Raw genomic sequence first — 24,820 nt, 5'->3', positions numbered from 1 at the left:
GCTTAGCCTCTTGGCTCAATGCTGTCGGCCAGGATCGCCAGCACCAACTGCTGGAAATCCAGGCCGGCGGCACGGGCGGCCATAGGGACCAGGCTGTGGTCGGTCATCCCGGGTGCGGTGTTGACTTCCAGGAACCAGAAATTCCCTTGGTCATCCTGCATCACGTCTGCCCGCCCCCAACCGGCGATACCCAGCGCCTCACAGGCTTGCGCCGTGAGGTCCATCAATTGCTGTTCCCTGGTTGCGTCAAGGCCGCATGGAATCCGGTACTGGGTATCGGAAGCCACGTACTTGGCGTCGTAATCGTAAAAAGTGTGGGGCGTGCCCAATGCGATAGGCGGCAATACCTGGCCACGCAGGGTGGCGATGGTGTACTCGGGACCCTGGATCCACTGTTCCACCAACACTTGCGAATCGTAGGTACTTGCCGCTTTCCATGCGTCGATCAATTCAGCGGCCGAGTTCACTTTGGCCATGCCGATACTGGAGCCTTCATGGGCAGGTTTGACGATCAAAGGCAGGCCCAGTTCCTTGGCTGCGCAAATACAATCTTCCTCGCTGCGCAACACGGCGTGACGTGGTGTGGGAATGCCCAGGCTGTGCCACACCTGCTTGGTGCGCAACTTGTCCATCGCCAGCGCTGAAGCCAGGATGCCGCTGCCGGTATAGGGGATGCCGGCGCACTCGAGCAGGCCCTGCATGCTGCCGTCTTCACCGCCACGGCCGTGAAGAATGATGAAGGCGCGGTCGATCTTTTCGGCCTGCAGGCGGGCGAGGAAATCATCGCCCACGTCGATACCGAAGGCGTTCACACCGGCGCTTTGCAGCGCTTCAAGCACCGCATTGCCAGACTTGAGCGACACTTCGCGCTCGGCGCTCTTGCCGCCGAACAGCACGGCAACGCGGCCGAAGTCGGCAGGCGCGACAGTGGAGAACAGGGAGGCGTAGTCAGTGATCATTTCGACTTCCCCTTTTCGGCCGCAAGCGCTTCTTTTACGAACAATGGACTGGCCAGCAATTTGGGCGCGAGGCCACCGATATCACCGGCACCCTGGCACAGCAGGATGTCGCCGGCGCGCAGCAGCGGCTTGACGATCGGCGCAAGGTCGACGCCCCGCTCAATGTAGATCGGGTCCAACTGCCCACGCTGACGGATGCTGTTGCACAGCTTGCGGCTGTCGGCGCCCGGAATCGGTTCTTCACCGGCCGGGTACACCTCCATCAGCAAGAGCACGTTGGCATCGGCCAATACATTGACGAAGTCGTCGTACAGGTCACGGGTGCGGCTGTAGCGGTGCGGCTGGTAGACCATCACCAGGCGACGCTCCGGCCAGCCACCGCGCACGGCCTTGATCACGGCGGCGACTTCGGTCGGGTGGTGACCGTAGTCATCCACCAGCATCACCTCACCGCCTTCAACCGGCAGCTGGCCGTAGACCTGGAAGCGGCGGCCGACACCGGCAAAGCGCGACAGGCCTTCGACGATGGCTTCATCGCTGACGCCTTCGTCGGTTGCGATGCAGATGGTCGCCAGGGAGTTCAGTACGTTGTGGTTGCCCGGCATGTTGACCGACACATCCAGCGGCTCGCGGTCGGGGCGCAGCACGGTGAAGAAGGTCTGCATGCCTTCCTGGCGCACATTGATCGCGCGCACGTCGGCGTCTTCGCTGAAGCCGTAGGTCACGGTAGGACGCTTGACCTGCGGCAGAATCTCGCGCACCACCGGATCGTCCAGGCACACCACGGCCAACCCGTAGAACGGCAGGTTGTGCAGGAAGTCGACGAAGGTTTTCTTCAATTTGTTGAAGTCACCGTCGTAGGTTGCCATGTGGTCTTCGTCGATGTTGGTGACGACGGCGACCAGCGGTTGCAGGTGCAGGAAGCTCGCGTCGCTTTCATCGGCTTCGGCGATCAGGTAGCGGCTGGTGCCGAGCTGGGCATTGGTGCCGGCTGCATTCAGGCGGCCACCGATGACGAAGGTCGGGTCCAGGCCACCGGCGGCGAACACCGAGGCGATCAGGCTGGTAGTGGTGGTCTTGCCGTGGGTACCGGCGACGGCGATGCCGTGGCGGTAACGCATCAGCTCGGCGAGCATCTCGGCACGCGGCACCACCGGGATGCGGCGCTCGAGGGCGGTGGCCACTTCCGGGTTGGACGTGTTCACAGCGCTGGACACCACCAGCACATCCGCCTCGGCGGCGTTTTCGGCGCGGTGGCCGATGAAGATCTGCGCGCCAAAGGACTTCAGGCGCTCGGTGACCGGCGACTCTTTCAAGTCAGAGCCGGACACCTGATAGCCCAGGTTCAGCAATACTTCGGCAATCCCGCACATGCCCACGCCGCCGATACCGACGAAGTGGATGCGACGGATGCGGCGCATTTCCGGTTGTGGCATGGCTTTCTGATTCTCAACCATGGGCCACCTCCAGGCAGATATCGACCACGGTGCGGGTTGCGTCAGGTTTGGCCAGGCGGCTTGCGGTGCTCGCCATGCTGTTGAGTCGTTCCGGTTGCATCAAAACCTCGGTCAGGCGTGCGGCCAAATCGGCGGCGCCAGTCGTTCTTTGCGGCAGCAGGAAGGCAGCGCCCTCCCCGGCCAAATATTCGGCGTTGCGGGTCTGGTGATCGTCGATTGCGTGGGGCAGAGGCACCAGCAACGACGGCAGACCGGCGGCGGCCAGTTCACTGACGGTCAGCGCACCAGCGCGACAGACCACCAGGTCGGCCCAGCCATAGGCGTGGGCCATGTCTTTGATGAAGGGCTGCACAGTCGCCTCGACACCGGCCTCGCGATAGCGCGTGGCGGTGACTTCATCGTGGTGCTTGCCGGCTTGGTGGAAGATCTCAGGCCGCAATTCCACAGGGAGTTGCGCCAGCGCCTCCGGCAGCAATTTGTTCAGCGGCTCGGCGCCCAGGCTTCCGCCGAGGATCAGCAGGTGCGCCTTGCGTCCGACCAGCGCTTGGCGGGCGATGTCCATGAACAGCTCGGTGCGCACCGGGTTGCCGGTGGTACGGCGCTTGCTCGACGCGCTGAAGGTATTCGGGAACGCTTCACACACCCGCGCGGCCAGTGGCACCAGTAAACGGTTGGCGGTACCGGCGACGGCGTTCTGTTCATGCACGATCACCGGTACGCCGGCGAGTTTTGCCGCCACGCCACCGGGCCCGGTCACATAACCGCCAAAGCCGAGCACACACACAGGCTGCAACTCACGGATGACCTGGCGTGCCTGCCATACCGCCTTGAGCAACACGAACGGCGCCTTGAGCAGCGACAATTTGCCCTTGCCCCGCAAGCCCGTGACGTTGATCAGGTGCAGCGGCAAGCCGGCGTTCGGCACCAGCTCGTTCTCGATGCCACGCGGCGTTCCCAACCAGTGCACGCTGTAGCCACGGTTCTGGAATTCGCGCGCGCAAGCCAGGGCCGGGAACACATGGCCCCCGGTGCCGCCCGCCATGATCAGCACGTTAGCGCCCATGGGTCGGCTCCTCGGCGAAGTCGCTTTCGCTGAACTCCATCTCTTCGCTGCCCAGGTGAGTGCGACTCTCCCACTCGATGCGCAACAACAAGCCAAGGCAGGCGCAGCAAATCACCAACGAACTGCCGCCGTAACTGAGGAACGGCAAGGTCAGGCCCTTGGTCGGCAGCAGCCCGACGTTCACGCCGATATTGATCAGGAACTGGCCGATCCACAGGAACGACAAGCCGTACGCCACATAAGCGGCGAAATACTGTTTGGCCCTCTCGGCCCACAAGCCGATGTACATGCCGCGTACACACACGAACACGAACAACGCGACGGTGCACAGCGAACCGACCACGCCCAGTTCCTCGGCCAGTACCGAGAACACGAAGTCGGTGTGCGCTTCGGGCAGGTAGAACTGCTTCTGCACACTGTTGCCCAGGCCCACGCCCAGCCACTCGCCGCGACCGAAGGCAATCAGCGCCTGGGTCAACTGGTAGCCGGAACCGAACTGGTCGGACCAGGGGTCGGTAAAGGTAATCAGACGGGCCATCCGGTAGGGTTGCGCCTGCACCAGCACCGTCACGGCCGCGACCGCCAGCACCACCATCAAGGTGAAGCGGAACAGGCCGACGCCGCCCAGGAACAGCATCGCGGCGGCGGCACCCATCATCACCACGGTGGCGCCGAAGTCGGGCTCCATCAGCAGCAGGCCGGCCATGGGCAGCAGCACGATGAATGGCTTGAAAAAGCCCATCCAGCTTTCGCGCACTTCTTTCTGACGGCGCACCAGGTAGCCGGCCAGGTAGATCACCACGAACACCTTGGCGATTTCCGAGGGTTGCACGTTGAAGGCACCGAAGCCGATCCAGCGCATCGAACCGTTCACCTCGCGGCCGATGCCGGGCAGGATCACCATCACCAGCAAACCAAACGCCCCGATCAGCATCAGCCAACCCAGGCGCTGCCACGTGGCGATCGGGATCATCATGGTGACGATGCACGCGCCGAGGCCGATCACCAGGTACACCAGGTGACGGATCATCATGTACAGGGTGTTGCCCGACTGCACCGCGGCCACTTCGGAGGACGCCGAGGTGATCATCACCAGGCCCAGGCCGAGCAGCGCCAGGCAACCGGCGAGCATCGGGAAATCCAGGTCGATGCCGCGCCCGGTAATGATCGGCGACGGGTACGGCTTGATGATGTTTTTCAGGTTGAGGCTCATGCCAAAGCCTCCACGGCGCGGGCGAACAGCTGGCCGCGCTCTTCATAGTTCTTGAACATGTCGAAACTGGCGCAGGCCGGCGACAGCAGCACCGCATCACCCGGCTGGGCCAGGGCTTTGCACTGGGCAATCGCGTCGTCCAGGGTAGTGGCGCGCACATGCGGCACCGCGTCGCCCAGGGCTGCGGCGATCAGGTCCGAATCACGGCCCATCAGCACCACCGCGCGGCAATGCGCAGCGACCGGCACTTTAAGGTCCTTGAAGTCGGCGCCCTTGCCGTCGCCACCGGCGATCAGCACCAGCTTGCCGTCGATATCGGCACCCAGGCCTTCGATGGCCGCCAGGGCAGCGCCGACGTTGGTGGCTTTGGAGTCGTTGTAATAGCTGACGCCGTCGAGGTCGCGCACCCACTGGCAGCGATGTTCAAGGCCGGCGAAGGTGCGCAGGCTGGCGAGCATGGCGTCGAAGGGCAGGCCCACCGCGTGGCCGAGCGCCAAGGCCGCCAGAGCGTTGGACTGGTTATGGGCGCCACGGATTTTCAACTCGCGCACCGGCATCAGGTTCTGGAATTCAAAGGCCAGGTATTTCTCGCCGTTCTCTTCGCGGATACCGAAGGCCTTGAAATCAGGCTTGCTCAGACCAAAGGTCCAGCAAGGCATGCCTTCGCCTATCAGTGGACGGCTCAAGGCATCCTGGCGGTTGACCACAAACTGCTTGGCGCCCCGGAAGATACGATGCTTGGCCAGGTGATAGGCCGGCAGGCCGCTGTAGCGGTCCATATGGTCTTCGCTGACGTTCAACACGGTCGCCACTTCGGCGCCGAGATCATGGGTGGTTTCCAACTGGAAGCTCGACAATTCCATCACGTACAACTCGACGTCGTCGCTGAGCAGGTCCAGTGCCGGCACTCCAAGGTTGCCGCCCACCGCCACGCGCTTGCCGGCAGCCTTCGCCATTTCACCGACCAGGGTGGTCACGGTGCTTTTCGCGTTGGAACCGCTGATGGCCACGATCGGCGCCTTGGCGTGACGCGCAAACAGGTCGATATCGCCGGACAGCTTCACGCCACGCGCCGCTGCCGCTTGCAGCGCCGGCGTGGCCAACGCCAGGCCGGGGCTCACGTAAAGCTCATCGGCACGGCACAGAAATTCGACATCCAGTTCGCCACAACGCACTTCCACGTGCGGATAGTCACGGCGCAGCGTGACCAGCTCCGGTGGATTTTCCCGCGTGTCGGCCACGGCAAACGACGTGCCCCGGTTCGCCAGAAAGCGAACCAGGGACATGCCGCTCTTGCCGAGGCCGACAACGATGCGGAAGTGGTCTGAAGCGATCAGGGACACTCGTTTCTACCTCAGTTTCAGGGTGGCAAGGCCGACCAGTACCAGAATCACGGTGATGATCCAGAAACGGACGATCACGCGTGGCTCGGGCCAGCCCTTGAGTTCAAAGTGGTGGTGAATCGGCGCCATGCGAAATACACGGCGCCCGGTCAATTTGAAGGAAGCCACCTGGATGACCACCGACAGGGTTTCCATCACGAACACACCGCCCATGATGAACAGCACGATTTCCTGGCGCACTATCACCGCAATAGTGCCCAGCGCCGCGCCCAGCGCCAGTGCGCCGACGTCGCCCATGAACACTTGTGCCGGGTAGGTGTTGAACCACAGGAAGCCCAGGCCGGCGCCGATCAGCGCGCCGCAGAACACGATCAGCTCACCCGCACCCGGTACGTAGGGAATCAGCAGGTACTCGGCGAACTTCACGTTACCCGAGAGGTAGCAGAAAATGCCGAGGGCGCCGCCGACCATTACCGTCGGCATGATGGCCAGGCCGTCGAGGCCATCAGTCAGGTTCACCGCATTGCTGGAGCCGACGATCACGAAATAGGTCAGCACCACGAAACCGATGCCCAGTGGAATGCTGACGTCCTTGAGCATCGGAATGATCAAGGTGGTTTCCACGGCGCTTGGCGCGGTGGTGTACAGGAAAATCGCCGCCCCAAGGCCGAACACCGACTGCCAGAAGTACTTCCAGCGGCTCGGCAGCCCCTTGGAATTCTTCTCGATCACTTTACGGTAATCGTCCACCCAGCCGATGGCGCCGAACAGCAGGGTCACCAGCAGCACCACCCACACGTAGCGGTTGTGCAGGTCAGCCCAGAGCACGGTGCTGACGCCGATGGACGACAGGATCAACGCACCGCCCATGGTCGGGGTGCCGGACTTGGACAGGTGCGACTGCGGGCCGTCATTGCGAACCGATTGACCAATTTGCAGGTTCTGCAGGGTGCGGATCATCCACGGCCCCAGAAACAGCGACAAACACAGCGCGGTCAGCACACCCAGGATCCCGCGCAGGGTCAGGTACTGAAAGACCGCGAAGCCTTTGTGGAACTGTTGCAGATACTCAGCCAGCAGCAGCAGCATTAATGTTTCTCCGTACTTGAGCCACACAAGGCTGCGACGACGTTTTCCATCACCGCGCTGCGCGATCCCTTGATCAAAATGGTTGTGTGTGTGTCGTGTTCAGCCGCAGCCAACGCCTGGATCAATTCGCCCTGGGTCGCAAAGTGCCGCGCACCGGGGCCGAAGGCGTTTACCGCGTGCGCCATGTTCGGGCCGACGGCGTAGAACGCGTCGACTTTATCGGCGGCATAGGCGCCGACTTCGCGGTGCCCTTGTTCAGCCCAGTCGCCCAATTCGCCGATGTCGCCGAGTACCAGCACCTTGCGGCCATCAAAGCCTTTGAGCAGATCCACGGCGGCGTTAACGGAAGACGGGTTGGCGTTGTAAGTGTCATCGATCACGCGCATGCCGTTGGCGGCCAATTGCGCAACGGTGCGTCCTTTGACCGGCTGCACGGCGCCCAAGCCTGTGGCGATGCCGAACAACGACACACCCAAGGCGTGGGCGGCAGCGGCAGCGGCCAAGGCGTTGGCGACGTTATGGTTGCCCAGCAGGTTCAGTTGCACGTGTTCACTGCCTTGCGGCGTGTGCAAGGTGAAGGACGGGCAACCACGCGCATCAACGGTGATGTCGCTGGCATGAAAATCGGCTGCGGCGTTGTGCACCGCAAAGGTCAGCACCTTGCGACCGGCCGCGCGTACGCGCCAGGTCTCGAAAGCCTTGTCGTCAAGATTCAGTACAGCGGTGCCCGAAGCGTCGAGGCCTTCGAGAATTTCACCCTTGGCTTCGACGATCTTTTCCGGGCCACCGAATTCACCGACGTGGGCAGTACCGGCATTGTTGATAACCGCGACATGGGGCTTGGTCAGCGCCACGGTGTAGGCAATCTCGCCGACGCGGGAAGCGCCCAGCTCGATGACTGCCGCCGTGTGTTCCGGGGCCAGTTCGAGCAGGGTCAGCGGTGCGCCGAAATCATTGTTCAGATTGCCACGGGTGGCGAGTACCGGCCCGCGCGTGCGCAGTACGCCGGCCAACAGTTCCTTGACGGTGGTCTTGCCACTGGAGCCGGTGATCGCGGCAACCGGCTTGTCGAACGCGGCACGGTTCAGCGCGCCCAGTTGGCCCAAGGCCAAGCGGGTATCGGCGACCAGCAACTGCGGCAACGTCGCGTGCGCCACTTCACGTTGCACCAGGGCACCCACGGCGCCTTTGGCGGCGACGTCGTTCAGGTAGTCGTGACCGTCAAACCGCGGGCCTGTGAGTGCGATGAACAGCTGGCCGGGCTGGATGTTGCGACTGTCGATACTGACGCCGTCGAACGTGCAATCGCTCGACAGCACACGGGCCGACAACGCCTGAGTCAGTTCGCTGAAGGTCATCGGCTTAAGCATGGGCGACCTCCCAAGCGGTCAGGGCGTGACCCGCCTCGACCAGATCGGAGAAGGCATGGCGCTCGCCATTGATTTCCTGGTAATCCTCATGCCCCTTGCCGGCCAGCACCACCACGTCATCCGCGCTGGCACTGGCGATCAATTGGGCAATGGCTGCGCCGCGACCCGCCACGAACGTGACGCTGGCAGTGTCTTTGAAGCCTTCGCGTATATCGTCGAAAATCCGGCTGGGGTCTTCGCTGCGCGGATTGTCGTCGGTCACCAGCACGCCATCGGCCAGGCGCTCGACGATCTCGGCCATCAACGGACGCTTGCCGCGATCACGGTCGCCGCCGCAGCCGAACAGGCACAACAGCTTGCCCTTGGCGTGCGGGCGCAGGGCCAGCAGGACTTTTTCCAGTGCATCAGGGGTGTGGGCATAATCGACCACCACCAACGGTTGCGTACCGCCGCCCAGGCGCTGCATACGGCCGGCCGGGCCTTCCAGTTTGGGCAGTACTTTCAGAATTTCGTCGAGGGCGTAATCCAGGCCGAGCAAGGCGCCGATGGCTGCCAATACGTTGCTCAGGTTGAAACGCCCGAGCAGCGTGCTGCGCAAATGGTGCTCGCCTTGTGGCGTTACCAGGGTGGCGCGCACGCCTTCGTCGCTGAACTGGGCTTCGCGGCAGTACAGGTACGCACGGGTGTCTTCCAGGCTATAGCTGATCAAGCGCGCTTCGCTGTCTTGAGCTGCCAGTTGTCGGCCGAAGGCATCATCCAGGTTCACTACCCGGCACTTCAGGTGATTCCAGGCGAACAGCTTGGCCTTGGCCGCTGCGTACGCGTCCATGGTGCCGTGGTAATCGAGGTGGTCGCGGGACAGGTTGGTCATCACCGCCACGTCAAACGCCAGGGCCGTGACACGGCCCTGGTCGAGACCATGGGACGACACTTCCATGGCCACCGCCTTGGCGCCGGCTTTTTTCAGGTCGGCCAGGGTCGCCTGCACGGCAATCGGGTTCGGCGTGGTGTGCAGGCCGCTTTGCAGCGCACCATAGAAGCCGGTGCCCAGGGTACCGACGATGCCGCAGTGCTGACCCAGCAGGTCCAGGGCCTGGGCGACCAATTGAGTCACGCTGGTCTTGCCGTTGGTGCCGGTCACGCCCACCAGGTTCAGGTGGCGGCTCGGCTCACCGTAGAAGCGCCCGGCAATATCGGACAACTGCGCGGCCAAGCCCTTGACTGGAATCAACGGCACATCGGTGATCGGCAGCACAGTAGCGCCTTCCACTTCATAAGCAACAGCGGCAGCACCACGTTGCAGGGCGTCGGCAATATGCGCACGGCCATCGAACTTGCCACCGGGCACGGCCAGGAACAGGTCACCGGCGCGCACGTTGCGGCTGTCCAGGCTCAACTCGCGAATCAGCAGATCGCGGCCGGCGTGGGCAAAAATCTTGTTCAGGCTAAGAGACATCAGCCGCGCCCTCCATTGGCTTTTACAGCAGCGGCCGGGGGTGCGGCGTTCGCTTGCTGGGTTGGCGCAAGATTGTCCGGCGTGATGTTCATCAGGCGCAGGGTGCCGGACATCACTTTGCTGAACACTGGCGCCGAGACCAGGCCACCGAAGTAACCGGCCTTGCTCGGTTCATCGATCACTACGACGATGGCGTAGCGCGGGTCGCTCATCGGGCCAAAACCGGCGAACAATGAACGGTAGGAATTTTCCGCATAACCCTTGGTGCCCACCGAGGTTTTACGCGCGGTACCGGACTTGCCGGCCACGTGATAGGCCGGCACCTGGGCGCGGAATACGCCACGCGGCGCCTCGATTACTTGTTGCAGCATGCCTTGCATGGTCTTGGCGACTTTTTCCGGGATCACCTGGGTGGCTTTCGGCGCTTCGTCCACATGGATCAGGCTCAGTGGAACCATTCGGCCATTATTCGCCAATACCGAGAAAGCGTGGGCCAGTTGGATCGCAGTCACCGACAGGCCGTAGCCGTACGACAGCGTGGCGGTCTCGGCCTTTTTCCAGTCGCGGTAGTTCGGCAGGTTGCCGACGCGCTCACCTGGGAAATCGAGCCCGGTAGGCTGGCCCAGGCCGATTTTTTGCGCCAGGTGATAGATGGTTTCGCCGCCGATATCGAAGGCGACCTTGCTCATCCCTACGTTACTGGAGTTGATCAGGATGCCGGTCAGATCCAGCACCGGGCCCTCGGTGCGCGACACGTCGCGGATGGTGTACTTGCCCAACTGCAAAGTGCCTGGATACACCTCGACCTTGTCGCTGGGCTTCCAGCGTCCGGTTTCCAGGGCGGCACTCATGGAGATGGCTTTCATGGTCGAACCCGGCTCGAACACGTCGATCATTGCGCGGTTGCGCATCATCGCCGGCTGCAGGTTGCGACGGTTGTTCGGGTTGTAGGTCGGCTGGTTGACCATGGCGAGAATCTCGCCGGTCTTCACGTCCATGATCACCAGGCTGCCGGCTTTGGCGCCGTTTTCGATGATCGCGTTACGCAGTTCGCGGTTGGCCAGGTACTGCAGGCGCAAGTCAATCGACAACGCCAAGGGCTTGCCGGCCTTGGCGTTCTTGGTGACCTGAACATCCTTGATCAGCCTGCCGCGCCGGTCCTTGATGACCTGGCGCTTGCCGGGAACGCCGGCCAGCCACTCGTCATAGGCCAGCTCGACACCTTCGCGGCCATGGTCGTCGATATCGGTAAAGCCGACCATGTGCGCGGTGGTTTCACCGGCCGGATAGAAACGACGAAATTCCTCGATGCCATAGACACCCGGAATTTTCAGGTCGAGCACTTGCTGGCCCTGTTCCGGGGTGAGCCCGCGAACCAGATAGATAAATTCTTTATTGGCCTGGGCTTCCAGGCGTTCGGTCAGCGCTTTGCGGTCTTGCCCCAGGGCGGCGGCGAGTTCGGGCCACTTGTCCTTGGCCACCTGCAGTTCCTTGGCGTTGGCCCACAGGGTGGTGACCGGGGTACTCACGGCCAGAGGCTCGCCGTTGCGGTCGGTAATCAGGCCGCGGTGCGCAGGAATCGGAATATGCCGCAGGCTACGGGCATCGCCCTGGCCGATCAGGAAGTCACGGTCGACGACCTGCAGGTCGAAGATCCGCCAGACGATCGCACCCACCATCAATGCCAGCAAGCCGAGCATCAGGCGGAAGCGCCATGGATAGAGTGCGCCTTCAAGTTTCATCATGGCGCCACCATGCGTACGTCGGCCGCGCCCGGAATGTGCATTTTCAGTTGTTCGGTGGCCAGCACTTCGATGCGGCTATGGGCCGTCCACGTGCTCTGCTCCAGGATCAACCGGCCCCATTCCGCCTGCGCCTTGTCGCGCACGCTCAACTCCCCATAGAGGGTATTGAGCAATTGACGATTCCAGTGCGCGCTGTAGGACACCGCAATCGCGGACACCAGCACGCCGATAAACAGCAGCAACATAAAGAAGCTGCCGCCCGGCAGGGGTTTGGCGAAAAGCTTGCTCACCGCAACTTCTCCGCGACGCGCATGACGGCGCTGCGCGAACGTGGGTTGGCCTTGAGTTCGGCTTCGGAGGCGAACTGCGCTTTGCCATGGATTTTGATTTTCGGCACAAAGGCTTCGAAACGCACCGGCAGATTGCGCGGCAGGTTGTCGGACTCTCCCTTGACCAGACGCCGCATGAACAGTTTGACGATACGGTCTTCCAGGGAATGGAAACTGATCACCACCAGGCGACCGCCCACTTCCAACGCGTCCAGGGCAGCCTCGAGGCCAGCCTCCAGATCGCCCAATTCGTTGTTGACGTGAATGCGCAGGCCCTGGAACGCACGGGTCGCCGGGTTCTTGCCCTTCTCCCATGCCGGGTTGGCGACCTTCAGCACTTCGGCCAGGTCAGCGGTGCGTTCGAACGGCTGGATTTCGCGGCGCTCGACCACGGCGCGAGCCATGCGACCGGCGAAGCGTTCTTCGCCGTACTCCTTGAACACCCGGGCAATTTTTTCCACCGGCGCGGTGGCGATGAACTGCGCGGCGCTGACGCCACGGGTAGGGTCCATGCGCATGTCGAGGGGGCCATCGTTCATGAAGCTGAAGCCGCGCTCCGGGTCATCGAGCTGCGGCGAAGACACGCCGAGATCGAGCAGAATCCCAGCCACCTTGCCCGCCATGCCGCGCTCGGCGACTTCGGCGCCCAGCTCGGCAAAGCTGCGCTGCACAACGACAAAGCGGCCGTCTTCGGCCGCTAGCGCTTGCCCGGTGGCAATCGCTTGAGGGTCTTTGTCGAACCCGAGGAGTTTACCGTTGGGCCCGAGCTGGCTGAGTATCAACCGACTGTGCCCGCCCCTGCCGAAGGTGCCATCCAAATAGCAGCCATCCGCGCGTACGGCGAGAGCCTCAACGGCTTCGTCAAGCAGTACGGTGATGTGGTTAAAGCCGCTATCAATAGTCACAGGATCAAATCACGCAGTTCATCAGGCATGGCGCCCGGTTGTTGAATAGCAGCCAGGTCAGCTGCAGAAACAGCATCCCAGGCATCTTCGTCCCACAATTGGAACTTGTTCAGTTGGCCTACCAGCATTGCGCGCTTGTCGAGCCTGGCGTATTCGCGCAAACGCGGCGGCACCAGGAAACGACCGCTGCCATCGAGTTCAAGGTCGACGGCATTACCGATCAGCAAACGCTGCAGGCGGCGGTTTTCTTCACGCAATGAAGGCAGCGCGCGCAATTTGGTTTCGATCAACTCCCACTCATCGAGGGGGTAAACACACAAACAAGGGTCAACCGCGTCAATCGTGATGATTAACTGCCCCGAACTTCGCGAAATGAGCTCGTCACGATACCGGCTCGGCATGGCGAGACGGCCTTTTGCATCGAGACTGATAGCGTTAGCTCCGCGAAACACAGGTGCGTTTCTCCAATTTTTAGCGTTTTACGTTCAAAAAACCCACTTTGTGCCACTTTCCGCCACTTGCGCACACTATAGGAATGCGCCCACCACACCGTCAAGGCGCGGATACAAGGAAAAGCCTTACAGAACGGAGATTTACGAGCGTAACGGGAGGAGAAACCCGAGTTCAGCGTGGTTTTTGACTCAACAAGCACAAATAACTCAAAGCGCTATGGCTCAGAGTTAAAGTAATTTATTAAGAGTAAGATTTTTTTGGTATTACGAAGACGCATCTGCCAATGATTTGGCAGGGAGGGATTCTTGCGTTACTACCGGGTTTTCTGCCCGAGGTTCAGGCAGAAGGAAAAAAGGTGGAGAGTCGATCTGTAAGCCGGGTTCTGTCTTGAACAGTCATTCGTCTACGATGGCCATCACTGGACATCTTTAGCAACCTACCCGGTCCCAGCGCGGGCCACGCCTTGGGACCCTATTTGGTCTTGCTCCAAGTGGGGTTTACCTAGCCACGAACTGTTGCCAGTCGTGCGGTGCGCTCTTACCGCACCTTTTCACCCTTACCGGCACCGAAGTGCTTAGGCGGTTATTTTCTGTGGCACTTTCCGTAGGCTCACGCCTCCCAGGCATTACCTGGCACTTCGCCCTATGGAGCCCGGACTTTCCTCCCCCCCCTAATTTTCATAGAGGGCAGCGACTGTCCAATCGACTCTCCGCCGCGCAGGTTAACGGCACGACGGCCTCAGGACAAGTATTAAAAGTGCAGCATTGCCATCACCATCGGACGAAACACCGGCCCGGCCCCGGAACTATTCGGCTTTCTGTTTATCCAGCGCCGCCTGATACAACACATTCTTGCGTACCCCGGTAATTTCTGCGGCGAGGGCGGCAGCCCGCTTGAGCGGCATCTCCTTGAGCAGCAAATCGAGGATGCGCATGGCTTCGCTACCGACTGCATCTTCATCCTCTGGAGCCGTCCAGCCGGCCACCAGCACCACGCACTCTCCGCGCTGCTGATTGCTGTCGCCTTCGACAAACCCGCGCAGCTCTTCCAGCGGCAGGCCCTTGAGGGTTTCAAAGGTCTTGGTCAACTCGCGAGCCAGCAGCGCCAGGCGCGCGCCGCCGAACACCAGCTCCATGTCCTGCAGGCACTCAAGGATGCGGTGCGGGGCTTCGTAGAAAATCAAGGTGCGCGGCTCTTCCTTCAGCGCCTGCAGACGCGCGCGACGCCCTACCGTCTTGGCGGGCAGAAAGCCTTCGAAGATAAAGCGGTCCGACGGCAAGCCCGCTGCAGATAATGCTGCAATCAGCGCGCACGCGCCTGGAACAGGCACTACATTGATACCAGCGGCGCGCGCCTGGCGGACCAGATGGTAGCCCGGGTCGGAAATCAGCGGCGTGCCCGCATCGGAGATCAGCGCAACATCATCCCCTGCCAGCAAACGGGTGATAAAACGGCTGCCCTCCTCGCGTTCGTTGTGTTCATGGCAAGCCGCCAGAGGCGTGGGGATTCCAAAATGCTGCATCAACCGTTGGGAGTGTCGCGTGTCTTCCGCCGCGATCAATTTAACCTCGCGCAACACTTTCAATGCCCGGGCACTGATGTCGTCCAGGTTGCCAATGGGCGTCGCCACGACAAAAAGCGAGCCTGCAGTGGAATTCAAAGGACCTGGAGCAGTCAAAACGCACACCTCGATGGTTGGCAAAAGCCACATTGTAGCGCGTCAACGCGCTGAAAATATGCCGTCACGGCGGATGTCGTTTCAGCCATTGTTAGTAAAACGCAACAATTGCACGACCTAAATCCACGGTTTCACGCCACGAACATCGCGCCTGGGCCAGTGCTTGGGTACACTTCCACGCTAATTTGATCGGTATCAGGAACACTTACATGATCGCTTGCCTGCGGCTGCTCTCCGCCCTCTGCCTCGCTGCCTTGCTGGCCGCTTGCGCCAGCTCGCCCTCGTCCAGCCTTGGCGACCTACCACGCACGCCCGACGCCAGTATCGAGCAACTGCTCGAACAGGCCACGGCCGCCAAGACGCCAGAAAAGGCCGCATTGCTGCGCCTGAGTGCGGCTGACCTGGCCTACCAGCAGAACAACCCCGGCCGTTCCTCGCAGATTCTTGCGCAGGTGCCTCTGGATGTCCTGAGGCCAGCCGCGCAAGTGTTTGCCAGCACCCTGGCCGCCGAGCTGGCGATGACCCGCAACCAGCCCAAGGCGGCATTGACGGCGCTGAACCACCCCAGCCTGCAAAGCCTGAAGGAGCTGCCGGTCGATCAACAAGTGCGCACCGGCACCGTGCATGCCCGTGCTTATGAAGCCGACGGCCAGACCCTGGCGGCAGCGCGGGAGCGTGTCGCCATGGCGCCGCTGCTCACCGGTGACGCCGCCAACAGCAACCACGAAGCGATCTGGGTGTTGATTGCCGCTCTGCCCGCCGAGCAGCTGCAAGCCACCGGCAACCCGACGCTGGACGGCTGGATCACCCTGGCCCAGGCGGTCAAGGGCGCCGGCACGCTGGAGCAGCAACAAACCGCCATCGACACCTGGCGCGCACGCAACCCGGGCCATCCGGCGGCCGTGCAATTGCCAACGCCCTTGACCAAACTCAAGGAACTGGCCAGCCAGCCTCTGACCAAGATCGCCCTGCTGCTGCCGCAGGAAGGCGCCTTGGCGTCGGTCGGCAAGGCATTGCGTGAAGGCTTCATGGCCGCTCACTACCAGGCCGAACAGGCCGGGCAAAAGCCGCCGGTGATTGAGTTCTACGACAGCTCGCGCCTGACCTCCATCGACGACTTCTACGCCAAGGCCCAGGCCGCCGGCGTGCAGCTGGTGGTTGGCCCGCTGGAAAAACCACTGGTCAAACAGCTCAGTGCACGCCCGCAATTGCCGATCACCACCCTGGCGCTGAACTACAGCGAAGGCGATCAAGCCCCGGCGCAGTTGTTCCAGTTCGGCCTGGCCGCTGAAGACGAAGCCCGTGAAGTGTCGCGCCGCGCCCGTGCCGACGGCCTGCATCGCGCCGCCGCCATGGTGCCCCGTGGCGAATGGGGCGAGCGTGTCTACAAGGCCTTCCGCCAGGATTGGGAAGCCAACGGCGGCACCGTCATGGGCGTCGAGTATGTCGACCAGCCTGTGGCCCTGGCCCAGCAGATCGCCGACCTGTTCCAACTGCGCAAAAGCGAAGGCCGCGCCAAGAGCCTGCAAGACACCGTCGGCACTGACGTTGCCGCCCAGCCTTCGCGTCGCCAGGACATCGAGTTCATCTTCCTGGCCGTCACCCCGCAACTGGCCCAGCAGATCAAGCCGACCCTGAACTTCCAGTACGCCGGTGATGTGCCCGTCTACGCGACGTCCCACGTCTTCAGCGCCAGTGGCGACCGCAACCAGTACCTGGACATGACCAACGTGATGTTCTGCGAAACCCCTTGGTTGCTCAACACCACCGACCCGTTGCGCAACCAGGTCGCCGCACAATGGCCGCAGGCCAATGGCAGCCTGGGTCGCCTGTATGCGATGGGCGTCGATGCCTATCGCCTGGCGCCACGCCTGGGCCAGCTCAAGGCGTTGCCGGACACCCGTGTCGACGGCCTCTCCGGTAACCTGGGCATCAGCGCCAACCAGCGCGTTGACCGCCAGATGCCGTGGGCGAAGTTCGTGGGTGGCGAGATCCAACGCCTGCCGGATACCCCGCGCTGATGCCCGAACCGTCCAGCGCACAAAGCGGCAAGGATGCCGAACGCTACGCGCTGAACTATCTGCAACAACAGGGTCTGCGCCTTCTGGCGCAGAACTGGTTATGTAAACGCGGTGAGCTTGATCTGGTCATGCTTGACGGCGATACAGTAGTATTCGTCGAAGTCCGCTACAGAAAACACGCACAATGGGGTGGCGCGCTCGCCAGTATCGATGGGCGCAAGCGTCAAAAGCTGATACTCGCCGCGCAGTTTTTCCTGCAGAAAGAGCATCGCTGGGCCGATAGCCCCTGCCGTTTCGATGTGGTTGCCATGGAAAGCACACCGTCGGGCCCAACTGACCTGAATTGGCTCAAAGATGCCTTCGACAGCTGACTCACCCGGCACCTTCACCCCACACTTTTGCTCTTTGCTTTGCGGGCTGCACATTTCTGTGCCAAACAGCCGCGCTCATTAAGGTCACACAGATGGACATGCAATCCCGAATTCGCCAGCTTTTCCAGGCCAGCATCGACACCAAGCAACAGGCGATGGACGTACTTGCACCGCACATCGAGCAAGCCAGTCAGGTCATGGTCAACGCCTTGCTCAACGAAGGCAAAATGCTTTCGTGCGGTAACGGCGGCTCGGCCGGTGACGCCCAGCATTTCTCCTCCGAGCTGCTCAACCGCTTTGAGCGCGAGCGCCCGAGCCTGCCGGCGATCGCCCTGACCACCGATTCGTCGACCATCACCTCGATCGCCAACGACTACAGCTACAACGAAATCTTCTCCAAACAGATCCGCGCCCTCGGGCAGCCGGGCGATGTGTTGCTGGCGATTTCCACCAGTGGCAACTCGGCGAACATCATTCAAGCGATCCAGGCCGCACATGATCGCGAAATGATTGTCGTAGCATTGACCGGGCGCGACGGCGGCGGCATGGCCTCGTTGCTGCTGCCTGAGGACGTGGAGATTCGCGTTCCGGCCACTGTCACTGCACGCATTCAAGAAGTCCACCTGCTGGCGATCCACTGCCTGTGCGATCTGATCGACAGCCAACTGTTCGGGAGTGAAGAATGACCGTTAATCGCCTCAGCCTTTTGGCCATCACGCTGTGCCTCGCCATCAGCGGCTGCAGTACGGCAATCACCGCTACACGGGACACCCCCATCCAGGATGACCGGGGCACACGTACCTTCGGCAGCACCATCGACGACTCGCTGATTGAAACCAAGGTCAAGGTCAACGTCGCCAAAGCGGCTACGGACCTGGGCAATGGCGCGTCACGCATTGTGGTCACCAGCTTCAACGGCGTCGTGCTGCTGGCCGGACAAACCCCGCGCGCCGAACTCAAGGCCCAGGCTGAACAGGCCGCCTCGGCGGTGCAACGGGTCAAGAAGGTGCACAACGAACTGCAGGTCATGGACCCGATCACGCTGCTGGCCATCAGCAACGATGCCTTGCTGACCACCAAGATCAAGGCGCAGATGCTCACCGACAGCGCCGTTCCGGGCTCGCGCATCAAGATCGTCACCGACAACGGTATCGTCTACATGATGGGCCTGTTGACCCAGGCGGAAGCCACTCGCGCGGCCAACCTGGTACAGGGTGTGTCCGGTGTGCAGAAAATCGTCAAGGTGTTCGAATACATCGACTGATGTAACCGAAAGCCAAAAAAAGGGCGCCGTGCAGTCAATGCACGGCGCCCTTTTTTGTGGCGGTGTTTACTGGTATTGCGAGTACGGGTTGCCCTGGAACTGGTTGTTCTGTTGTGGCGCCTGTTGCTGGGCGCCCGGCTGGCCGTACTGCTGGCCGGGGATCGGGCCGAGGTTCACTTCTACGCGACGGTTTTGGGCACGGCCGTTGACGTCAGCGTTACTGGCGATCGGATTATCCGGGCCGGCGCCGCGTGCGCTCAGGTTGGCGGCACTGACGCCCTGAGAGGTCAGGTAGTTGGCCACGCTCTGTGCACGGCGCTGGGAAAGGTCCATGTTCAACTGACGGCTGCCGGTGCTGTCGGTGTAGCCGACGATCTGGATGGTGTTCTGGTTGAACTGCTTGAGGGAGTTGGCCAGGTTGTTCAGCGGCTGGTAGAAGCTGCTGGAGATGGCGTCGGAGTTGGTGGCGAAGGTGATATTGCCGGGCATGATCAGCTTGATCTGGTCACCCTGGCGCTGCACTTCAACCCCGGTATTGGCCATGCTTTCGCGCAGTTTTTTCTCTTGCTGGTCGGCGTAGTAGCCATAGCCGGCGGCGCCGGCCCCCGCAACGACTGCACCGATCAGCGCGCCCTTGCCACGGTTGTTGTGGTCGATGGCCGCACCGGCCAATGCCCCGGCCAGCGCGCCGAGGCCGCCGTACTTGGCGGTCTTGCTCATGCCGCTTTCGGAACCATTGCCGGCCTGTCCCTGGCTGCCGTCATAAGGGTTGGGTGAAGCGCAGCCGGACAACAGGGCTACGGCGGTGGCGACAACAAGCAGACGACGCGGAGTGAACATGAAGGAAGCTCCTACTTTTGCATTCTGTGATGCAGAGGACATGGGCAACGGACCTGTGCCGGGTTTGGAACATGGCAAGCGGTAAAAATTCCGTGAGCGCGGCCCTTGCAGGATAAAAAAGCCAGCCACTCTGGGCGCTACGTAGACCGTAGCAGACACCGGCTGAACACGAGCTGGGGTTTTGTTGCAACGCTTGTTAGACGCTACTGCCAGCCGGCAATCGCTTGGCACATAAACACCAGAACTGATCGAGCCCGCCGTATGTTTAAGAAGGGTTAATGTTCAGTCCATAAACTTTGAATCTATGACGTTTGTCGTTAATGGTCTGCTATAGATATCGAGCTTCAAAAAGACGTACGCAAATGTCGACGATCCGAAACGAAGATATCGATCGGGTGACCGCCGCACTAGAACGCGCCGCTGATTAATATCCCTCTGGCTATCAGACTGTCGATTCCACAAGGAAAGAACCCATGTCTTCACCATCGTCCGCGAGCCACGCAACTGGCAACGGGCTATTCGGCCTGTTTTGCCTGGGCAGCTATCTACTATCCCTGTCCTACGGCACTACGTTCTTATTGGCCATGAAGCTGCGGGACAGCGGCGGCAGTGAGTCCGACGCCGGTACGATTATCTCGGTTGCGATGCTCAGCACGTTCCTGGCAGTCATATTTTCAGGCCACTTGACCGATCTGATCGGTGCTCCCAGAGCCATCGCAGCGGGTGCTGTGCTGCTGGCAGCGGCTTGCCTGGGCTTCGCGACCGTGCCAGCTTTCGGCGTGGCACTGCTGGCCAGCGGCTTGATCCTGGGGTTTGGATGGGGCGTTTTCTACACCCTTGGGCCGATCATTGTGGCGATGATCATAGAGCCCGCCCGGCGCGTGAAGTATTTTGCGTTGCTATCGGGCAGTATGATGAGTGGTATCGGCACGGGGCCGCTGGTAGGGCGAGCCGCCGAGGCGCTGGGCCATTCGGTGGAGTCCGCATTTATCGTCGCCGCCATTGCCAGCCTGGCTGGAGGGGCATTGTTTTTCCTGCTCGCCCCAAACATCAAGCAGCAGCAAGCACGTCTTGGGCCGGTGACAGTGTGCAAGATCAGCGCCCGGGCAGCACAGGCGGTGCTTGGTTCCAAGGCGGTATTTGCCATCATCATGGTCGGCCTCGGCGGCGCAATCTTCGGCGGGCTTTCGAGCTTCCAAACCTCCTATGCCGCACTTAACCATCTCGATTATTCCCTGTTTTTCCTGGGTTTCATGAGCGCGGCGATCTCCTGTCGCCTGCTGGTCGCGGGGTATATCGTCAAGCGCGATCCCTACCTGATGTCGAGCCTGTTAAGTGCGCTGATGGTGATTTCGGTATTGATGTTCACCTTCTTCGTACACTCTTCGGCGGCGTATTTGCTGGCCGCCATTGTGCTCGGGGTAGGTTACGGGCTGACTTACTCTGTAATAAACGGGCTGGCAGCCAATGAAGCTCCCGCGGGCCAGACCGCGCAATCATTGGTTTTATTCAGTCTTTCCTACTTTGTCGGCGTGTTCGGCTTTCCGTTGTTGGCCGGTCAAATAATCGTCAACCATGGCATGTCGACGTTGCTCTCTATCATCCTGGTTGTTGCCTTGTGCAACTGGTCGATCACGTTGGCGCGTCTGATATGGCGACGCACAATGCTCGGCGCAACAGCGTAACCGTCAATGCCTTAGAAAGGAGAGGATGCCGAGTAATAGGTAAAACGGTGGCATCGGCTGCTAAGCTACGCAAACGCGATTGGCTCTCCGGCAACGGCCAGCACCCTGGCCAGTCGCTTTTGGAGCGGCCCTATGGCGAATCAACAGATCATCTGCGAACACTGCGACTGCGTGTACCAGAAAGTCACGCTCGCCAAACATCAGAAAGCCCTGTGCGTACGCTGCGCCGGGGTACTGCAGCGCTACAATGGCCTGTCGGTGCAACAGCGTCTCGCGTTGACGCTCACCGCTGCGGTGCTGTGGGCGTTCGCCAATTTTTATCCGGTGATGAGCATCAGCCTGCAGGGCCTGAAGAACAGCGCCACACTCTGGGATTCAGTGGTTGCCCTGAGCCAGGGGCCGATCACATTCATCGCTTTGGTGGCAGCGATTTCCATGATCATCGCGCCAGTGTTTCAGCTACTGCTGCTGATCTGGGTGTTGAGTTTTGCCCTCTCCGGCAGGCGCTCACCGGCCTTCAAGCTGTGCATGCGCTGGCTGGAAGCCCTCAGGCCCTGGAGCATGCTGGAGGTGTGCCTGTTGGGCGCGATGGTGGCGGTCTTCAAGCTGGCCGGCATGCTCGATGTGATACCCGGCATCGGCCTGTTCGCGCTGGCCGCCCTCAGCCTTTTGCTGATCCGCATCGCCGGGCGCGATGTGCGTGACCTGTGGGACACCCTATGAATTCACCGCCCACCGCCCGCGAACTCAACCTGTGCCTGTGCCACACCTGCGGCCAGCCGTGCGACATGCGCAGCGAACCCACCGAGTGTGAGCGCTGCGGCGCCCCGTTGCACCGGCGCAAGGTTCAGTCCCTGACACGCACCTGGGCCTACCTGCTCACCGCACTGGCATTCTATGTGCCGGCGAACATATTGCCGGTGATGAACACCACCATGCTCGGCTCCGGGGCGGACAGCACTATCATGAGCGGCGTGCTGGAATTCTGGCAGCATGGCGCCTGGGACATTGCGCTGATCATTTTCATCGCCAGCATTGCCGTGCCGGGCATCAAGTTCGTATCCCTGGGGCTGCTGCTGATCACGGTGCAGCGCAATAGCCAGTGGGCGCGCAAGGAGCGCTCGAAGCTGTTCCGGTTTATCGAGCTGATCGGCTATTGGTCGATGCTGGATGTGATCGTGGTGGCACTGGTGGCCGCGCTGGTGAAGTTCCAGGCCCTGGGCGACATCGAGCCGCGCCTGGGCATTCTGTTTTTTGGTCTGGTGGTCGTGTTCACGATGCTCGCGGCCATGAGTTTCGATCCCCGGCTGATCTGGGAAAATCCACACAATGAGGAGACCTCGGATGAGCTCATCCAAGGCTGATGCTGACACCCCTGCGGGAACACCCGTAATCAAGACGCGTCGCTTCAGCGTTTCGCTGGTTTGGATCGTGCCGATTGTCGCCGTGCTGGTGGGTATCTCCCTGGTGGTCCATAGCGTGCTGCAACAGGGCCCGACCATCACCCTCAACTTCAAGACCGGCAGCGGGCTGGTCGCCAACAAGACCGAGGTCAAGTACCGCAACGTGGTCATCGGCCAGGTCACAGGCGTTGCCTTGAGCGATGACCAGAAAAGCGTCAACGCCACCGTCGAGCTGGCCAAGCAGGCGGAGAGCTTCACCCGCGAAGACTCAAAGTTCTGGGTGGTGCGCCCGCGCATCGGCGCCGGCGGTGTGTCCGGCATCGACACCTTGCTCTCCGGCGACTACATCGGTGCCGATATCGGCCAGTCCGACACCCGCGCCAAACAGTTCAAAGGCCTGGAAAACCCGCCGCCCATCACCTACGGCGAGCCAGGCAAACGCTTCACCCTGCATACCCAGGGCCTGGGGTCGCTGGATATCGGTTCGCCGGTCTATTACCGCAAGATCCCGGTCGGCCAGGTTGTTGCCTATGAATTGGACAGCGAGGGCAAGGGCGTGAATATCGAGGTGTTCGTGCATGCGCCCAATGACGCGTATGTCACCGAGAACACGCGCTTCTGGAACGCCAGCGGTGTCGACCTCAGCGTCGGCGCCAATGGCTTCGCGCTGAAGACCGAATCGTTGTCGTCCATGTTGATGGGCGGCGTCTCCTTCCAGGCACCGCCCTACAACCCCAACGACAAGCCCGCCGAGGAAAACCGCAACTTTGAACTGTTCGAAGACCAGCAAAGCGCCCTCGCCCCGCCCAATGGCAAGGGGCAGTACATGGTGCTGCGCTTCGATCAGGCCCTGCGCGGGCTGAAGGTCGATGCACCGGTGGAATTCCTCGGCGTCGAGTTTGGCAAAGTGGTCTCGATCAACCTGGATTTCGATGCCAAAAAGCGCAGCTTCCCGGTCAACGTCGGCATCGTGATCTACCCGCAATTGCTCGGCCAGGCGCACACCAAGCTGCTCAAGGCGATGAACAATAACCCTGACGATGAAGCGGCCGGCGTACGCCTGATCGGCAGCTTCATCGAAAACGGCCTGCGCGCCCAGGCGCGCAGCGGCAACCTGCTGACCGGCCAGCTGTACATCGCCCTGGACTTCTACCCCAAGGCCGAGAAAGTCGCGTTTGACCCGAACCAGCGCCCCGTGGGCATCCCCACCCTTCCCGGCAACCTGGAACAACTGCAAGAGAAATTCGAAGGCATCGTCAACAAGATCAGCCAACTGCCGGTCGAGCGTATCGCCGGCAATCTCGATGCCAGCCTGGTCGAGCTGCGCAAGGGCTTGGCGCAATTCAATGCAAAGACCCTGCCCGGTGTGCAGACGACCCTGGGCGACGTGAGCAAGACCCTGCAGTCGGCCAGTTCCACCCTGGCCGAAGACTCGCCGCAGCGCGAACAACTGACCCAGACCCTGGATGAACTGGCGCGCATGTCGCGCTCCCTGCGCGAACTCTCGGATTACTTGGGCCGGCATCCGGAGTCGCTGATTCGCGGTCGCGCCGATAATGCCGCGCCCCTGGACCTGCAAGGGCCACCCCGCAAATGACCATTGGAGCCGCCATGACAGTGCCGTTGAAAATCACCCTGGTGACCGCCCTGCTGTTGCTCGCGGCATGCCGCAGCGAGCCGATTGCATTCCATACCTTGACCCCGGCGCACTGGGATAACGCCACTCGCACGGAGGGGGGTGGCATCAGCATTGAAAGCATCACTGTGCCGCCCCAGGTCGACCGTGCGCAGATCGTGATCCGCCAGGGCGACAGCGGCCTGGCGATCCTCGAAACCCAGTGGTGGGCCGCCACCCTCGCCGATGAGCTGAGGAGCGCGCTGGTCGACCAGTTGGCCGGCAGCGATACCCGGCAAGCCGTGTCGTTGCGCGTGGAAGTGCAGCGCTTCGATTCGGTGCCTGGGCAATACGCGCTGCTTGACGTGCGTTGGCGCCTCAGGCCGGCTGGCGGCGGTGATCGACCTGCGCTGACCTGCCGCTCGACCTTGCAGTCACCGGCGGGCCCGAGCATCGATGACGTGGTGGTGGCGCACCAGAACAACCTCAAGCGCTTCGCCGCGCTGATCAACCGCGCCGCGGGCTCGTCCCTGAAGCAGTGCCCGAGCGCGCCATGAACGG

At 61.7% G+C, this 24,820-nt stretch carries 23 protein-coding genes and 1 other RNA gene; 9 read left to right on the top strand and 15 right to left on the bottom strand.

Going from position 1 to position 24,820, the window contains the following annotated elements; all coding sequences use genetic code 11:
- Positions 1-2 precede the first annotated feature (2 nt).
- The 14 genes from C4J86_RS05265 to rsmI all read right to left on the bottom strand — a co-directional run bounded on the left by C4J86_RS05265 (position 3) and on the right by rsmI (position 15,093).
- Positions 3-959 carry a D-alanine--D-alanine ligase gene (locus C4J86_RS05265; RefSeq protein WP_124369688.1) on the bottom strand — a complete coding sequence of 319 codons (957 nt, stop codon included), beginning with the start codon at positions 957-959 and terminating at the stop codon, positions 3-5.
- Positions 956-2,416 carry a UDP-N-acetylmuramate--L-alanine ligase gene (murC, locus tag C4J86_RS05260; RefSeq protein ID WP_124369687.1) on the bottom strand — a complete coding sequence of 487 codons (1,461 nt, stop codon included), beginning with the start codon at positions 2,414-2,416 and terminating at the stop codon, positions 956-958. The genes C4J86_RS05265 and murC overlap by 4 nt, the downstream gene beginning before the upstream one ends.
- Positions 2,409-3,479, bottom strand: coding sequence for an undecaprenyldiphospho-muramoylpentapeptide beta-N-acetylglucosaminyltransferase (murG, locus tag C4J86_RS05255; RefSeq protein WP_124365877.1), 1,071 nt, complete (start codon positions 3,477-3,479; stop codon positions 2,409-2,411). The genes murC and murG overlap by 8 nt, the downstream gene beginning before the upstream one ends.
- Complete coding sequence (gene ftsW, locus C4J86_RS05250; RefSeq protein WP_124365876.1) at positions 3,469-4,692, bottom strand: putative lipid II flippase FtsW; 1,224 nt, start codon at positions 4,690-4,692, stop codon at positions 3,469-3,471. Before ftsW ends, murG begins: the two co-directional genes overlap by 11 nt.
- Positions 4,689-6,035 carry a UDP-N-acetylmuramoyl-L-alanine--D-glutamate ligase gene (gene murD, locus C4J86_RS05245; RefSeq protein ID WP_124369686.1) on the bottom strand — a complete coding sequence of 449 codons (1,347 nt, stop codon included), beginning with the start codon at positions 6,033-6,035 and terminating at the stop codon, positions 4,689-4,691. The genes ftsW and murD overlap by 4 nt, the downstream gene beginning before the upstream one ends.
- Before the next feature lie 6 nt (positions 6,036-6,041).
- Positions 6,042-7,124, bottom strand: a complete 1,083-nt coding sequence (mraY, locus tag C4J86_RS05240; protein ID WP_124369685.1) for a phospho-N-acetylmuramoyl-pentapeptide-transferase — start codon at positions 7,122-7,124, stop codon at positions 6,042-6,044.
- The gene (murF, locus tag C4J86_RS05235; RefSeq protein ID WP_124369684.1) at positions 7,124-8,494 is read right to left on the bottom strand and encodes a UDP-N-acetylmuramoyl-tripeptide--D-alanyl-D-alanine ligase; all 1,371 of its coding nucleotides are present in this window, start codon (positions 8,492-8,494) and stop codon (positions 7,124-7,126) included. Before murF ends, mraY begins: the two co-directional genes overlap by 1 nt.
- On the bottom strand, positions 8,487-9,950 hold the full coding sequence (locus tag C4J86_RS05230; RefSeq protein ID WP_124365873.1) for a UDP-N-acetylmuramoyl-L-alanyl-D-glutamate--2,6-diaminopimelate ligase: 1,464 nt from the start codon (positions 9,948-9,950) through the stop codon (positions 8,487-8,489). The genes murF and C4J86_RS05230 overlap by 8 nt, the downstream gene beginning before the upstream one ends.
- Complete coding sequence (locus tag C4J86_RS05225; RefSeq protein ID WP_164485282.1) at positions 9,950-11,692, bottom strand: penicillin-binding protein 2; 1,743 nt, start codon at positions 11,690-11,692, stop codon at positions 9,950-9,952. The genes C4J86_RS05230 and C4J86_RS05225 overlap by 1 nt, the downstream gene beginning before the upstream one ends.
- A complete protein-coding gene (gene ftsL / locus C4J86_RS05220; protein WP_124361353.1) occupies positions 11,692-11,985 on the bottom strand; it encodes a cell division protein FtsL in 294 nt (97 codons plus the stop codon). Before ftsL ends, C4J86_RS05225 begins: the two co-directional genes overlap by 1 nt.
- Positions 11,982-12,929 (bottom strand): 16S rRNA (cytosine(1402)-N(4))-methyltransferase RsmH, encoded by a 948-nt coding sequence (gene rsmH / locus C4J86_RS05215; protein ID WP_164487763.1) that lies wholly within the window; start codon positions 12,927-12,929, stop codon positions 11,982-11,984. The genes ftsL and rsmH overlap by 4 nt, the downstream gene beginning before the upstream one ends.
- Positions 12,926-13,381: a division/cell wall cluster transcriptional repressor MraZ gene (gene mraZ / locus C4J86_RS05210; protein ID WP_004371993.1), complete on the bottom strand. Its 456-nt coding sequence runs from the start codon at positions 13,379-13,381 to the stop codon at positions 12,926-12,928. Before mraZ ends, rsmH begins: the two co-directional genes overlap by 4 nt.
- 356 nt (positions 13,382-13,737) lie before the next feature.
- Positions 13,738-14,091, bottom strand: an RNA gene (rnpB, locus tag C4J86_RS05205) — RNase P RNA component class A.
- A 96-nt stretch (positions 14,092-14,187) separates the two neighbouring features.
- Entirely contained in the window at positions 14,188-15,093 is a 906-nt protein-coding gene (rsmI, locus tag C4J86_RS05200) for a 16S rRNA (cytidine(1402)-2'-O)-methyltransferase (RefSeq protein WP_164485229.1), read from the bottom strand.
- 176 nt (positions 15,094-15,269) lie between these two features.
- Between rsmI and C4J86_RS05195 the strand changes: the two genes are divergently transcribed.
- The 4 genes from C4J86_RS05195 to C4J86_RS05180 all read left to right on the top strand — a co-directional run bounded on the left by C4J86_RS05195 (position 15,270) and on the right by C4J86_RS05180 (position 18,716).
- Complete coding sequence (locus C4J86_RS05195; protein WP_124369682.1) at positions 15,270-17,081, top strand: penicillin-binding protein activator; 1,812 nt, start codon at positions 15,270-15,272, stop codon at positions 17,079-17,081.
- The gene (locus tag C4J86_RS05190) at positions 17,081-17,452 is read left to right on the top strand and encodes a YraN family protein (protein ID WP_124369681.1); all 372 of its coding nucleotides are present in this window, start codon (positions 17,081-17,083) and stop codon (positions 17,450-17,452) included. The genes C4J86_RS05195 and C4J86_RS05190 overlap by 1 nt, the downstream gene beginning before the upstream one ends.
- Before the next feature lie 92 nt (positions 17,453-17,544).
- The gene (locus tag C4J86_RS05185) at positions 17,545-18,138 is read left to right on the top strand and encodes a phosphoheptose isomerase (protein ID WP_024073509.1); all 594 of its coding nucleotides are present in this window, start codon (positions 17,545-17,547) and stop codon (positions 18,136-18,138) included.
- Positions 18,135-18,716, top strand: a complete 582-nt coding sequence (locus C4J86_RS05180; protein ID WP_124361348.1) for a BON domain-containing protein — start codon at positions 18,135-18,137, stop codon at positions 18,714-18,716. Before C4J86_RS05185 ends, C4J86_RS05180 begins: the two co-directional genes overlap by 4 nt.
- 66 nt (positions 18,717-18,782) lie before the next feature.
- Here C4J86_RS05180 and C4J86_RS05175 read toward each other — a convergent pair whose 3' ends face one another.
- On the bottom strand, positions 18,783-19,556 hold the full coding sequence (locus C4J86_RS05175; protein ID WP_057724610.1) for an OmpA family protein: 774 nt from the start codon (positions 19,554-19,556) through the stop codon (positions 18,783-18,785).
- Between the two features lie 473 nt (positions 19,557-20,029).
- Between C4J86_RS05175 and C4J86_RS05170 the strand changes: the two genes are divergently transcribed.
- The 5 genes from C4J86_RS05170 to C4J86_RS05150 all read left to right on the top strand — a co-directional run bounded on the left by C4J86_RS05170 (position 20,030) and on the right by C4J86_RS05150 (position 24,816).
- Complete coding sequence (locus tag C4J86_RS05170) at positions 20,030-21,241, top strand: MFS transporter (protein ID WP_124369680.1); 1,212 nt, start codon at positions 20,030-20,032, stop codon at positions 21,239-21,241.
- Positions 21,242-21,373: 132 nt separating this feature from the next.
- Positions 21,374-21,964 carry a paraquat-inducible protein A gene (locus C4J86_RS05165; protein WP_124361347.1) on the top strand — a complete coding sequence of 197 codons (591 nt, stop codon included), beginning with the start codon at positions 21,374-21,376 and terminating at the stop codon, positions 21,962-21,964.
- A complete protein-coding gene (locus tag C4J86_RS05160) occupies positions 21,961-22,605 on the top strand; it encodes a paraquat-inducible protein A (protein WP_124365867.1) in 645 nt (214 codons plus the stop codon). The genes C4J86_RS05165 and C4J86_RS05160 overlap by 4 nt, the downstream gene beginning before the upstream one ends.
- A complete protein-coding gene (locus C4J86_RS05155; protein WP_124369679.1) occupies positions 22,586-24,241 on the top strand; it encodes an intermembrane transport protein PqiB in 1,656 nt (551 codons plus the stop codon). The genes C4J86_RS05160 and C4J86_RS05155 overlap by 20 nt, the downstream gene beginning before the upstream one ends.
- Before the next feature lie 14 nt (positions 24,242-24,255).
- Complete coding sequence (locus C4J86_RS05150) at positions 24,256-24,816, top strand: membrane integrity-associated transporter subunit PqiC (RefSeq protein ID WP_124369678.1); 561 nt, start codon at positions 24,256-24,258, stop codon at positions 24,814-24,816.
- The last annotated feature ends 4 nt before the right edge of the window (positions 24,817-24,820 follow it).

It is taken from the genome of Pseudomonas sp. R2-7-07 (assembly GCF_003852355.1).
Lineage (GTDB): Bacteria > Pseudomonadota > Gammaproteobacteria > Pseudomonadales > Pseudomonadaceae > Aquipseudomonas.
This window is presented reverse-complemented; position numbering and strand designations above follow the sequence as displayed.